Annotated in this window: 14 protein-coding genes; 7 read left to right on the plus strand and 7 right to left on the minus strand. The window is 38.3% G+C overall.

Translation table 11 applies throughout. The features are described 5' to 3' along the window. Positions 1–42: 42 nt before the first annotated feature. From F887_RS09385 to F887_RS09360, 6 genes are all read right to left on the minus strand, one after another. Positions 43–1,449: a molybdopterin-binding domain-containing protein gene (locus tag F887_RS09385; RefSeq protein ID WP_005293964.1), complete on the minus strand. Its 1,407-nt coding sequence runs from the start codon at positions 1,447–1,449 to the stop codon at positions 43–45. 116 nt (positions 1,450–1,565) lie between these two features. Beyond that, positions 1,566–2,165 (minus strand): RDD family protein, encoded by a 600-nt coding sequence (locus tag F887_RS09380; RefSeq protein ID WP_005293966.1) that lies wholly within the window; start codon positions 2,163–2,165, stop codon positions 1,566–1,568. A 179-nt stretch (positions 2,166–2,344) separates the two neighbouring features. After that, positions 2,345–4,045: a hypothetical protein gene (locus F887_RS09375; RefSeq protein ID WP_005293969.1), complete on the minus strand. Its 1,701-nt coding sequence runs from the start codon at positions 4,043–4,045 to the stop codon at positions 2,345–2,347. A 297-nt stretch (positions 4,046–4,342) separates the two neighbouring features. After that, complete coding sequence (locus tag F887_RS09370) at positions 4,343–5,410, minus strand: AraC family transcriptional regulator (protein ID WP_005293970.1); 1,068 nt, start codon at positions 5,408–5,410, stop codon at positions 4,343–4,345. A 220-nt stretch (positions 5,411–5,630) separates the two neighbouring features. Beyond that, positions 5,631–6,503, minus strand: a complete 873-nt coding sequence (locus tag F887_RS09365; protein WP_005293972.1) for an NAD(P)-dependent oxidoreductase — start codon at positions 6,501–6,503, stop codon at positions 5,631–5,633. 3 nt (positions 6,504–6,506) lie between these two features. Next, the gene (locus tag F887_RS09360) at positions 6,507–7,592 is read right to left on the minus strand and encodes an alpha/beta fold hydrolase (protein ID WP_005293975.1); all 1,086 of its coding nucleotides are present in this window, start codon (positions 7,590–7,592) and stop codon (positions 6,507–6,509) included. A gap of 135 nt (positions 7,593–7,727) precedes the next feature. Here F887_RS09360 and F887_RS09355 point away from each other — a divergent pair, with 135 nt between their 5' ends. From F887_RS09355 to F887_RS09340, 4 genes are all read left to right on the plus strand, one after another. After that, positions 7,728–8,915, plus strand: a complete 1,188-nt coding sequence (locus tag F887_RS09355; RefSeq protein WP_005293977.1) for an O-succinylhomoserine sulfhydrylase — start codon at positions 7,728–7,730, stop codon at positions 8,913–8,915. A 12-nt stretch (positions 8,916–8,927) separates the two neighbouring features. After that, positions 8,928–9,257, plus strand: coding sequence for a YbaB/EbfC family nucleoid-associated protein (locus F887_RS09350; protein ID WP_005293980.1), 330 nt, complete (start codon positions 8,928–8,930; stop codon positions 9,255–9,257). A 68-nt stretch (positions 9,258–9,325) separates the two neighbouring features. Further along, positions 9,326–9,922, plus strand: a complete 597-nt coding sequence (gene recR, locus F887_RS09345) for a recombination mediator RecR (RefSeq protein ID WP_005188637.1) — start codon at positions 9,326–9,328, stop codon at positions 9,920–9,922. 289 nt (positions 9,923–10,211) lie between these two features. Continuing rightward, a complete protein-coding gene (locus F887_RS09340; protein WP_005293985.1) occupies positions 10,212–11,354 on the plus strand; it encodes a ribonuclease D in 1,143 nt (380 codons plus the stop codon). A gap of 22 nt (positions 11,355–11,376) precedes the next feature. Here the strand turns inward: F887_RS09340 and F887_RS09335 are convergent, their stop codons facing one another. Beyond that, complete coding sequence (locus tag F887_RS09335) at positions 11,377–12,111, minus strand: class I SAM-dependent methyltransferase (protein ID WP_005293988.1); 735 nt, start codon at positions 12,109–12,111, stop codon at positions 11,377–11,379. A gap of 170 nt (positions 12,112–12,281) precedes the next feature. Between F887_RS09335 and F887_RS09330 the strand changes: the two genes are divergently transcribed. From F887_RS09330 to F887_RS09320, 3 genes are read left to right on the plus strand one after another with little or no spacing between them, the layout of a single operon-like run. Then, entirely contained in the window at positions 12,282–12,587 is a 306-nt protein-coding gene (locus tag F887_RS09330) for a YcgL domain-containing protein (protein ID WP_005152860.1), read from the plus strand. Then, positions 12,580–12,966, plus strand: a complete 387-nt coding sequence (locus F887_RS09325; RefSeq protein WP_005152862.1) for a hypothetical protein — start codon at positions 12,580–12,582, stop codon at positions 12,964–12,966. Before F887_RS09330 ends, F887_RS09325 begins: the two co-directional genes overlap by 8 nt. Before the next feature lie 36 nt (positions 12,967–13,002). Continuing rightward, positions 13,003–13,854 carry an AAA family ATPase gene (locus tag F887_RS09320; RefSeq protein ID WP_005152864.1) on the plus strand — a complete coding sequence of 284 codons (852 nt, stop codon included), beginning with the start codon at positions 13,003–13,005 and terminating at the stop codon, positions 13,852–13,854. Positions 13,855–13,860 lie beyond the last annotated feature (6 nt).

The following is a 13,860-nucleotide window of genomic DNA, read 5'->3' on the forward strand; positions in this document are numbered from 1 at the left end:
GGCTTTTTATACAAGGCACAACTTTGATTATTCAATTTGCACTTAATCAATCTTTATAAAATGGATCACTTCATTTGATTGAATTGGCTGCTCTGCAAACGGAACAATCACAATACAATTTGCAGTAAGAAAAGGTTCTACCTGATAGGGTTGCTGTTGTTCAATGACCTCTAATGAATATTGACTATCATCTTGTAGTTGATATTTGCCCCATAATAATTTCTTTTTATTTTGGTCAGTTTCAATTTTTTGTTTGGCATGACCTTTTATAAATATTTTGTTGAGAAAATCGGGGTCATGCTTATTTAAAATATACTTCACCATGAAATGCATGAGTAAGGCAATATCTTGCATATCACCAGGTAAATTGATGATCGTCGTCTTATCTTCTGTGATGATGACTTTTGAGCCTTTATGGTTTCCCTGATCATCGTACAGTTGAACCGTTTCACGTATAGGGGGGGTTCTAGGCATACTTCTAATGATGCTCATTTCATTCGCAGGGATAGAGCGTGTTTGGAAATTTGAGGTTATACTACTTGGATCAAAGGCAGTTAGTCCACCGATTGAAAATACTGAACCACCAATGTCCTTATGAGAGCACAGAATCATCACATCAAAATTAGGAATATGATCTTCAAAAAATTGATTATAATCCTCCCAATTGGTTGTTAACGTATCATCTAAATTAGGATCTCCATTCTTCTTAAGACTATTAAATGCTGAATCATAACGCTGTGGTTTAAGCAGTTTTATCTCGACGTGGTGATAGCCCCACGTTTTTAATAAGTCTTTAACGTACAAGCTTTCTTCACAAAGTGTATGCTCACCGTCAAAAGTATGCATGCTTACAACGAGAATTCGTGGATTTCTATAAATTGTTAGTTCTTTAATTCCAGCGCGCCTTAGAGCAATCAATTTTTCTGGTGAGATTTTCTCATTTTTAGCCAAGATCAGATCACCTTGTTTAATGATACTTCCTTGCTGGATCACGCCTTGCATCGAAGATATTGGCGCTATAATTTTTTTATTATCATAATCAGAAATATCTAAACGCTCATCGTCTTCTGGAATAATGGCATCAATAGATTCAGGTAATTTCGTATATTGAGGAATTCTGAGTAGATTATTACCGCTTAGATCCAGTTTATATGGGTTCACTGATCGATACAGTTGTCCTTCCAAGTAGTGTAAGTTGTTGATTAATATAGGGTGATTTTTACTTGCAGTTTGAGTCGACTCAGCGTTAATGGACCAACCTGTGTAAGCTGAAAGATTATTAGCTGGATAATATTGCAAGGCATAAACATCACTTGCATTTACTTGATTAAGAGCATCTTCTAAATTCACAAGATCTTTTAATTCACCTTGAGGAAGCTGCACAAAAAGTCGATAGTAAATTGTAGTCAGATCATATGGAAGATTTTCTGGTACTGGAAGTTTGCGCATAAAGATATAAGTCCAAGAGATAACTCTAATTCAAGATATCTCTTTAAATTAAAAATGAATCAGAAATTAAAAAGAATAAAGGGTCATCTAAGATTTAAAAAATTACTGAGTAATAGTTATAATGTTAAGAGAAGTGGTACTTTCTTTTTTTCATACTGCTTTTTTATCACTACAGTGCCCGCCATAAAGTCATGAATAGCTCGTTTTCTTTTATTAAAAAGTAAAACGATAAATTCACTCCACCACCAAAGTTGACTCAATGCACTGACTAAACTATACCAAGCAGGAAATAACGGTAGAATATACTTTGCTCGGTCAGTGAATCCCGCATCTAAGTAAATTGCGGGATCAGCATGCTTCAATGCGATAAGTTGAGCAATAACCGCAAAAAGAGAGAAACCTATGTCAACGGAAGATCTTATGAAAGCTTGTTTCAGGCTAATTTTACTTCCATTAGGGCAGGTTATTTTTATCTTAACAGCCATTTTTCCAGGTGTGGCGCCAAATCGATAGTGAAAGTAAATGACATAAACAGAGAATAAGATCGCTGAAGTAATTAGCGTTATCATTGAACTAATAATGGATATACTTTGAGTGAGATGTGCGATCACCATAAAAGGAATCAATATTAACGAATCAATAATAGCGGCAGTTAAACGTTTCCAAAATCCTGCATAGACTTTTTCGTTGTCTACTTCAGTAGGCAGAAATTCCATTATTCCCTCAAAAAATATTATGAATTATTAAAATTTAATATCAATAATTTTAAGTAAATTAAGCATTTTTAACAATCTTAATTTGATGTAAATAAGCAGAATATTGATATAAAAAACCGCTCAAAAAGCGGTTTTTATACATTTTACTGTAGAGCTATAAAAGATAATTATCTAGTCGATTATTCACTTACAACATCTGGAGCATCCTCTACACCATTATTAATCGAATGGGAACAAATCAACTTTCCTTGATCGCCCGCAGCTCTCCATGCAGTATATGGCCCATCGATTTCAGATTTGGAATGGTTTTGTAAGGCTAGGACTGAGTCACCGATAGCTAATAACTGATCTCGCATCAGATTAAAATCAACTGCATCCCGACCAAATGAAGGCGCCCAAAGTGACCATGGACCTGAAATTGTAGCCATAGTCGGGATTAAATTCTGATGTGATGCATTTCCAATACCACCAAAATTACACTGTTTGGGTGAACGTTGAATATTTGGTACATCTTGCCCAGTTGATATTATCACCGCTGGTAACTTACGTCTTTGTGCTGCTTCAATTGCGACTTTTTGCATTAAAGCATGGTCTTCTGGAACGAACCATGCTTGTGGTTCGGCTTTACCTGAAAAAGTTAAAGTACGACCAAACCCACCATCTTGTCTAGGTTTAGCAATGATCTCACGTGTTCCTAAGTGCTCAACAGCAAAAACGAAGCTGACTTTACCTGCTTTATATTCTTGGTTAAGTTGTTCCATATATCTAAAAGTCCCTTCTTTAGACATATGCAGGTGAGCTGTATTAAATGCAAATTCGTAAGTTTTAGGCCGACACTTTAATGGTAATTTTGCAAAATATTGTGCTAATGCAAGCATACCGCTTACGCCATTTTCTTGTACCCAAGTATTACCATCTGTATTTGCAACAAAGACGATTTTTTCATTGCTTTGACCAGGTAGTGTTGCAATCAAATTTCGAGTCGTTGTTGAATCTCGCTCAGCTTGAACAATAATTTTAGCTTGAGTATTTGTTAAGGCTAATGTTTTTACCTCAGCAAGTTCATCTCCCCCTAAAAAAACAGCGGGAAGCTTATAATGCAAACCATTATGCGGATCAAAGTAATCTTGTATTTGTTCTCTAGGGACATCAAAACCAAGAATCATACCAGCGGCACCAACCTTGCCAGCATTGATTAGATCTTTATTCATTAACTCACCAGCTAAAAAGGGTTTGTCATATCTTTGTGTTTTTAGTTCATTCAGAGATTGGCTTAAATATTTTGCAAACTGAAATAAAAATATATATGGCGGCGCAACCATATTGGCATATACAGGATCTTGTGATGTTGGAATTTCACGAACAATGATTTTACCTTTGTGTTCAGCCGTGATGGGTTGATTGCTTGCTAGAAAAACCAATTGACCTGTGTTCCCTGTGAGTGCTGTACCAAGTGAATAAGGAACAGCTCCTGCAATCGGAATCTCTTTACCATTAACAGAAAGCTGTCCTGAGCGAGATAAGCTGCGTCCTTTACCATTTTCAGCGCTTAGTAATGGTTGCCAACGTTGTATTTCATAACTGTCTGATTGAACTTGCATATTTGGTATTTTCTTAGCCTCAAGTTCAATCCAGTCCACCAGTTGCTTGTGTGCTTGGCTACCAGTAGATCGTAATTGGGCTAACTCGGGACCAACTTGTACGAGTTTTTCTAAAGTTTTTGCATCAGTAAAAGATGCTTCATCCATGATAGTCGGGCATGAATTTCCTGTTTCAGGAGAAATTTCTGCTACGCTGCTATTGCTTCCTCCACAACCTGAAATTGAGAAGCCGAGCAAGATTAATCCGATCGATTGCTTGTATTTTTGATTTGCTTTCATATTAACTCCTTTTTATTTACCTAAATCCAAGCTACCTTTAGATCCGAAGACCAAGATCGATATGTTTTTAGGTAAAAGATCCTTATAAAATTACGTTATGTTTCTTTTGTTTTTCTTGGAATCTTCAACACAACAACTAAGAGGGCTTCTCATCCAATATTTTTAAACCAGTATTTAGCTGAAATGGCCTCTTATTCCATAATATTATTAATTTATGAGTGAAAAATAACGCATCTGAGCCACGTTATTTCTGATATAGGACAAATGAACAAGCATTGGATCGATGATGAGTAAGTTTTAGACTTCAACAATTTTGGCATTCGAATTTTTACGATACTGGATTGGCGTCAAATTTGTTTGTAATTTAAACCAAGAAATAAAGGAATGACTCGTATAAAAACCTAATGCTTTAGCAATGAACAATATCGAATGCTGGTAATTTTCTAAATAATTGACAGCAAGTTCAAATCGAACTTTATCGAGCACATCGCTATAAGAACTTTGTTCGAGTTTTAATTTTCGACTTAAGGTACGAACAGTGACACCTAATTGCTCCGCTACATTTTCACGAGATAGGCGATCATGATGGAGTAGTAAATAAATTTGTGACCTGACTTGTTGAATAAAATTTTGCTCAGTTTTTTGTTGTTCTAGTAATTTCGAAGCGAATAACCGTACACTGTCATATAATCCCGCATTTCCAGTTTTCAAAGGCATATTTAAAGATTTAGGTAGTAATAGTAAAGCTGTCTCTTTTTGATCAAAGTGGACAGGACAACCAAAGAATTCATCATAATAGTTCTGTAATTCGGGCTTTGGTAAACTATGGGTGAAATGAACTGCTTTAAGTACAGAGAAATCTTCATTTCTAACCAAATGAATTAAGCTTACCCACCACAATAAGTTGTACTCATTTGCACAGCGACTGAATATTTGGTCACTCGATCTACATTTCCACTTCCAATAGGCAATCTCAGATTTAACTTGCAGGGATATATCACCAATACATCCTATTAATGGCTGAAATTCTTTTAAGGTTTCTATCGCTTTATTTAATGTAGCAGATAAGGGTACTAAGTGTCCTAACACACCATAGGCTGTAGAGTCCATTTTTTTGAAAAAAGACAATGCAATTAATGGGTCATTACAGATAGTATATGTATAGGCCACAATTTTTTCGAAGTAATAAAGAGCGATACACTGATTTGAATCACTCAATAGTTTTTCTGTAAGGCCACTGTGTAATAGTAACTCTTGTCGCTCAATTCCAAAAAAATTAGCATGATCTAAAAAGTGATTTATTAATCCAACTAATACTTTTATTTCACAGGTTTCATTAAGTTGTCTATGTAATTCAACGGTCATCCTTAACGTCCTAGTTCGCTTTTTTCGCATGCTTAAAATTTTAAATCACGATAAGTGTGTAGTTCAAACTTTATGTTAGATCGGAAAAGAAATATGAGTTTTGATTAGACAAGATATTTTGGTGATGCTAACGGTAAAGTATCAAAATGATCTCTATAAAAAACCGCTCAAAAGAGCGGTTTTTTATATTTTATAGATAAAGTGCTAGACAGAATAACTCCTATTTCAGCGTGATTTTACTCCACGATTCATACAATTTAACTGCTGCGGAGAAGTCGCTATTTGGTTCAGCCGTTAAGCTTGCTGCTTGAATTAAACTTTGAGTTAAAGACAGAATTGGCGCAGGAAGTTTTGCATTCTTGACTAAATCAAGCGCAATACCTGTATCTTTTGCGAGTAATGGCAAACCAAAAGTTACCGGAAATTCACGACTTAGTACGCGTTGTGGAAAAATGGTTTCAGTCACAAGGCTCTTGCCACTAGAAGCATTAATACAGTTCAGTGCTGCATCTAGATTAACACCATGTGCTTTTAAAGTACTAAAACCTTCTGCAACAGACCATAAATTCACAGCAAGTAACATATTATTGATCGCTTTTACTGCAAAACCTGCGCCAGATTCCCCGACATGTTGAATCAATTTACCCACAGCGGCCATTGCAGGGTAAGCGTTTTCAAATGCATTTACATCACCGCCAACCATGAAGGTTAAGGTTGCATTTTCAGCACCAATGGTTTGCCCACTGACAGGTGCATCCAGAAAGTCTACATTTTGTACTTTCAATTTTTCAGCCAAACGGCGTGCAGTTTCTGGCACGCCACTGGTACAGTCAATCCAGATCGAACCAGATTTAATTTCCACACCTTCGATTAATGCTGCAACGTCATCGCTGGTCGGCAAACAAGAAAAGATAATGTCGGCTTGGACTGCTTGAGCAAGCTCAACCGCCGTGGTGCCATATTCTGCTGCATGTTGTTCTGCTTTACTAAAATTTCGATTCCAGACATAAACGTTTTCGAAATATTTAGGAAGATGCGCTGCCATACGATAGCCCATAGCGCCTAAACCAATAAATGCAACAGATTGAGTCATACTTTACCTTTTTATTTGCGTCGATCGTTCGGCTAACCATGTCGCCAGTGTTGGCCAGAACTCAATTGAACTGTTTTGACTAGACATTAAACCTAAGTGCCCGCCAGGGATAAGAGTAAACGTGACATCTTGACTGCTTGTCAACTGGGTTAGCGGAAATGCTGATTCTGCCGTCACCAATTGATCACCTTTACCTGCGCCTACCAAGAGTGAGCAATTGATCTTTTTTAATTCAATGGTTTTATTCTTGAGCTGGATGACACCATTTTTTAATGGATTTTGCAGCCAGACATTAAACAGCATGTCTTGATTCACACCGCCTGGATAATCAATCATGTTATTCAAGAAGTGGCTTAAGGTTGCATCTTCTTGTACCAGCTTCAGATTATCCAAGTTTTTTAATAATTGGATATTGCCATCAATCCAGCCTTTTGGATCTAACAACTTGAATCCAAGCGAATTTAGAAAACCCGGAGAATGGATCATCAGCTTTGGTAAACGATTATAGATATAGTTTTTAATGGTTGGGTTGCGGGTCGTGAGATACGCCAAAGTTTTATAGAGTTTGCCAATATAACCCGAAGCATAGCTGTCGATTGGGCTGCCTAACACTACCAGATTTTTGACAACACTTGGCTGATGGCGTGCGGTATAAAGCGTGACAAAAATACCAGCCATACTCCAACCATGCAGCGAAATTTTTTCAGATTTGGAATGTTGCTGAATGGCTTCAATACATTTTGGAATAAATTTATCAATAAAAGATAGAAAGTTAATTTGATAATTTTTATAGGTGAGTTTGCCCCAATCGATCAGATAAACATCAAAACCGCTTTCCTGAAAGTATTTGATCAATGAGCGATAAGGATATAAATCATAGATATCCATATTGATTGCCAATGGCGCGACAAAAACCAAGGGTTCTTTATAGCGTTTATTTTCAGATGCGTAGAAACGCACACGAGTTTGTTGGAATTGCGCAATCACTTGATATGGTGTTGATTGGGACAAAACCAGTTTGTCTGCATCGAATACACGCATAGCCAGATGTTTAAAATTTATTTTTTGCTGTTCCACAAGCGATTTCATCTTAGAATGTCTCATCATGAGTCAAGATTGCACGAAGTCTAAGCGATAATTTCATCTTATGCCTTGACCTTAAATACCTTAGACGCTCAAAATATTGGCATATTTCCACATTATGATCATAAGGCATACAAAACGATGAATCCAAGCGATGATTTAGAATACCAATTAGAAACACTGGCAATTCGCACAGGGCATGATCGTACATCTGAAGGTGAGCATAGTGAGCCGATTTTTTTAACGTCATCATTTGTATGTGAAAGTGCTGCTGATGCCGCTGCAAAATTTTCAGGCCAAATCGCAGGAAATACCTATTCACGTTATACCAATCCAACGGTTCAGGCATTTGAAAAACGTTTAGCCGTGCTGGATGGCGCAGAGCGTGCAGTTGCTACCAGTTCAGGCATGGCTGCGGTACATGCGATGTGTATGGCGTATCTAAAAGCTGGCGACCATGTGATTTGTTCTCGTGCAGTATTTGGTTCAATCATTGCTTTATTTGAAAAATATGTAGCGAAATTTGCGGTTGAAGTGACCTTTGTTGATCTAGACGATCTTGAGGGCTGGAAACAGGCGATCCGTCCAAATACTCGTATCTTATTTATTGAAACGCCGTCTAATCCTTTGGCACAAGTGGGTGATATGCAGGCGATTGCCGATATTGCACATGCCAATGGTGCTTTATTCGCAGTGGATAACTGTTTCTGTACGCCTGTATTACAACAACCGATTAAGTTTGGTGCTGATTTAGTGCTTTATTCAGCAACCAAGTATATCGATGGGCAAGGCCGTGCGCTTGGTGGTGCGGTGGTTGGGAAAAATGATCTGCTCGAAGAAGTAAATGGTGTGATCCGTACTTTGGGCAACTCAATGAGTCCATTTAATGCATGGATCTTCTTGAAAGGCTTGGAAACACTCAGCATTCGTATGAAGGCACATTGTGAAAGTGCGCAAAAACTTGCTGAATGGTTACATCAACATGAAAAAGTTGAAAAAGTTTATTACGCAGGTTTAGCTGATCATCCAGGACATGAGCTGGCGAAAAAACAGCAAAAAGGTTTTGGTGGGGTTGTATCTTTTGTGGTGAAGGGTGAACGTGAAGGTGCGTGGACAGTGATTGATAGTACACGTTTCTTGTCGATTACCAGTAATCTAGGTGATGTTAAGTCAACAATTACACATCCAGCAACCACCTCGCATGGTAGAATGTCGGCTGAAGCTAAACAAGCTGCAGGAATTGAAGAAGGCTTGATTCGTGTGTCTGTTGGTTTAGAAGACATTGATGATATTATTCGCGACATATCACGCGGTTTAGATTTAATTTAACGAGAGAAACTTATGAACATTAATATGCTCATGCAGCAAGCTCAGCGCATGCAAAAAGATATGGAATCAAATCTTAAAAAAGCCAAAGAAGAGCTTGCAAAGACTGAAGTTCATGCGGAAGCAGGCGGTGGTTTAGTTAAAGTGACGATGACGTGCCGTAATGTGGTTAAGCGTATCGAAATTAGCCCTGAGTTGTTACAAGACGAAGCAGATATGATTGAAGATTTGATTGCCGCTGCGATGAATGATGCTGCACGTCAAGTTGAAATTATTTCTGAAGAAAAGTTACAAGGCGCAAATACAGGTATGGGCTTACCACCGGGTCTGTCTGGTTTATTCTAATTCAAAACACCCTAAGTTTTCAGATTGAGCACTTGGGGTGTCTTTTTTATCAATGATCGAGTTAATTTGTGTTTAGTGAAAGATTTGAACAATTAGTTCAAGCATTGCGTATTTTACCAAGTGTTGGTCCCAAATCAGCACAACGTATGGCATTACATTTGTTAATGAAAAACCGTGAAGGTGCATTTGCGCTCTCGCATGCTTTACATGAAGCGTCTAGCCATATCCATGAATGTCATATTTGCCATTCCTTAACCGAAAATGAAATCTGTGATATTTGTGCTTCTGCAGAACGCGATGAACAATTGTTATGTGTGGTTGAGTCACCCGCAGATGTGATGGCAATTGAGCAGAGTGGTAGCTTCCGTGGCAAGTATCATGTTCTAGGTGGGCATTTGTCACCGCTAGATGGTATTGGTCCTGAGGAAATTGGGATTCCTTATCTGATTCAGCGTTTAAGCGCAGGGCAGATTCAAGAAGTCATTTTGGCGACCAATGCGACTGTAGAAGGACAAGCCACAGCACATTATCTAGTTGAAGCGACCAAACATTTACCGATTCATATGACCCGAATTGCTCAAGGCGTACCACAAGGTGGTGAGCTGGAGTATGTAGATAGTCATACGCTTAGCCAAGCTGTACACAACCGTATGCGAATGAAATAATAGGCTTCATTCGCATTTTTTTATATTTATATTAAATTCATGCTGTTAATTTAAACAAATAATTAAATTTTACATTTTGTCTAACATTATCGTAGATCTATTTGAGATGTTTTGTGGCACTATGAGCGAGCGAAAAGGATTTTCGTTTTTTGATAAATGGAAGAGGAGTGATTTCATGTTGTGTATGTGGAATACCAATTAATTTTTTGTATTTGATTTCAGTTGAGCAAGGACTGGTATTAGACCGTTCTATTGCACAGGGTTCTATATTCTTTTTATTTGAGCAAACATGTTTCAGTTTATCCAACAGCAAAACGATTTAGCTGTTCTCCTCAGCCAGATGGAACAATGTTCCACTTATGCACTTGATACTGAGTTTATTAAGGTCGATACCTTATATCCCAAACTTGGTGTCTGCCAAATCAATTTAAACGGTCATATTGTATTACTTGATGGTGCAAGCTTGGATTTTACCGAGTTTTGGCCAAAGATTTTTGCTGCACAGCAGAACATTTTCCATGCATGTGGTGAAGACATTGATTTGATTTACCACTACGCAGATCAAAAACCGTTAGCCAATGTATTTGATACGCAAGTCGCATTGGCATTTCTAGGGCATGGTTTACAAGTCAGTTATCAAAATGCACTGAAGACGTGTTTGAATATTGAGATTGAAAAAGATCAAACGCGTTCAGACTGGTTAGCTCGACCATTGACACAAGAGCAGATGTGTTATGCAGCAAATGATGTCATCTACTTAACCAAACTTGCAGACACATTGAAAAATGATCTGAAAGTGAAGGGGCTGTATCAATACGTGTTGGAGGATTGCCAGAATCTCACGAAAGAGATTGCAATGGAAACCCCACTGGCAGAACTGTATACCGATATTGGCAATTACCGTCATTCACGCCGTGAGTTGATGCAACTACAGCAATTGAGTATTTGGCGAGAGCAAATTACCAAGGCATTGAATCAGCCGCGTAGTTTTATTCTTAGAAACTCCACGATGATTGATTTGGTAGAAAAGAATCCGCGTAATAATTTTCAGCTGGCTCGGATTAAAGATATCCGTCCACATATTGTTCGTGAGCATGGCAAAACCATTTTGGATTTACTCAAATTTTTACCGCCTGAGGATGAGTGGCCATTGCGTATGGCACGACCTGTGAAGAGTAATTCCAAGGAAATTGCACCGAAAATTGATGCTTTGATTGAAAGTGTAGTGCTGAAAACGGGGATACCCAAAGAAGTGTTGCTGCGCAAAAAATGGATGAATGCCATCTATGAGCATGTGGTATTTCATTTGGATGAACAATCATTACCTAATTATTTAATGGGTTGGCGTTATGAGCTTCTCACTCAGCCATTGATTGCACTGTTGCGAGAAGATATTGAGTATTTAGCCAGTCAAATGAAGATTGCACGTTAAAATATTAAAAAGAGCTAAACAATTAGCTCTTTTTTTTTGCCTTAATGATTAACATCATTGGACGTCTGAGTTCATTTTCCCAGCCCATTTCTTTAATCATTTCGGGAGGTGGTGTTGGCTCAATCAGTGCGGTGATCTCAAATCCTGCCTTAATTAGTGCCATCACGTGAGTTTCGATAGTTCGGTGATATTTCACCACATTCGCATCCAAAAAATGGGTTTCTCTTTTACCTTCTTCGAAATAATGATCGACAGGCCAATAGATAGGTTGTTGGTCTGCAGCATAGATCCAGTCTTGCTGTGCGCGTGCAGTGAATATCGGATGCTCTACGGAATAATACAGCTCACCTTGCGGAACCAGTAATCGTGCCGAATTTTCAAAGACAGGTTCGAGATATTGGATGTAATGCAAGGCGAGAGAACTGATTATGACGTCAAAACTGGCTGTATCAGCTGCAAAGTTTTCAATCGCGGTGTGTTGATAATCTACGTTTTTGGCTGATGTTAGTCGACGTGCCTTTTCAAGCATTTTGGAGGATAAATCAATCCCGATCACTGAACCAGCGCCTTTTTCAGCAGCAAACTGGCAATGCCAGCCATAGCCACAACCTAAGTCCAAAACTTTTTTGTCCTTTAACGCTGGCATATGGGTTTTAAATACTGACCACTCACCCGCGGCATTTAGCCCATGGATTGAGCGAGGCATTTTTGAATATTCAGTAAAAAAGTGTGGATCGTCATATTTATTTTGTGGCATATAAGTTTTCGCAAGAGTTTTATCGCTGGATTATGACATTTTGATTTTATAACCGAAAGTTGCTTCGGTTATGCAGCGTTAAAAAGACGACTCTAGCGTTAACAATCCTTAATGTATCCATTTTTATTTTCATGTATGCTGTCTTTGATTGTTAATAGATGTGAGTAAACATGCACTGCGATATTTATAGATCGAGCAAAAAAGATGAAATGTATATGTATATTGCTCGTCCAAATTATCCTGATGACAAGGAACAAGAAAGCCCATTTGAAGGTGTTCCAGAAACAGTTTTACAAGCATTTGGCAAAGCGACCTTTGTGATGCATTTAGAACTTCATAATGAACGTAAACTTGCACGTGCTAATGTTCTACATGTTTTAGATTCATTAAATACCAAAGGCTTCTTTATTCAAATGCCGCCAGAAGGGTTGATCAATCCGAATGCGGTAGAACCAGAGGGCTTGCGCGGTGCTTGAAACTTTAACAGCAATTTGGTCAAACATTCTTTCAGTACTGGATCAGTTTCCTGAAGAGAATGTTGCGATCATTGTTTATGTTACAGGGACGCTAATTGCATTGTGGTGTTGGTATCGCTTGATGTCACGCCTACCGAATCCAATTGGTGGAATCCTATGGATTGTGGCCTTTGCCGTTCTTGCAACACCAACAATTTCTGAAGGTCCAAACTCGGCCTTAGCACCAGCAATTTTTGGCTTACTTTTTGGTGTTCTAACCAAAGAGCATGTCTTAATCTGGTCAAACTTATCATTGATTCTGTTTGTCATTGGTTTGGGGTTGCTGATCGGTTTCTGCTGGTCAAAATACACTGCAAATAAAACTGCACGTTCAGTTTAGATACGATGTTAAATATAGAAAAATAAGGTTTTTTAAATGTCTGCTGATACACAACACTTTACTGGTACAGATCAATATATTGCGACCGATAGCTTAAGACTTGCAGTGAAAGCTGCACGTGCCTTACAAAAGCCACTTTTAGTTAAAGGTGAGCCGGGTACAGGTAAAACCTTGCTTGCCGAGCAAGTGGCTGAAAGTCTGGGTTTAAAGTTGATTACGTGGCATATCAAATCGACAACCAAAGCTCAGCAAGGTTTGTACGAATATGATGCGGTTTCGCGTTTGCGTGATAGCCAGTTAGGTGATGATCGTGTCTACGACATTAAAAACTATATTAAGCCAGGTAAATTGTGGGAAGCATTTACCAGTGAAGAGCGTTGTGTATTGTTGATTGATGAAATTGACAAAGCGGATATTGAGTTCCCGAATGACTTATTACACGAACTCGACAAAATGTCATTTTATGTTTATGAGACAGGCGAGACCATTACCGCAACACAACGCCCGATCGTGATTATTACTTCAAATAATGAGAAAGAGCTTCCAGACGCATTCTTGCGCCGTTGTTTCTTCCATTATATTGAATTCCCTGATGATGCAACCATGCGTGAAATCATCGCAGTTCATTTCCCGAATATTTCAACAACGTTGGTGAGTGAAGCTTTACAGGTATTCTTTAAATTACGTGAAATTCCGAATTTGAAGAAACCACCATCAACTTCTGAATTGATTGACTGGTTAAGTTTATTGATGGCAGATGATATGCCTGAAGATGTCTTGCGTAACCACGATAAATCTAAAGCGATTCCACCATTGTATGGTGCCTTGATTAAAAATGAACAAGATGTGCAATTGCTTGAACGTTTAGCCTTTATGTCACGCCGCTAAGAGTGT

The sequence above is a fragment of the Acinetobacter sp. NIPH 2100 genome, assembly GCF_000369805.1.
Lineage (GTDB): Bacteria > Pseudomonadota > Gammaproteobacteria > Pseudomonadales > Moraxellaceae > Acinetobacter.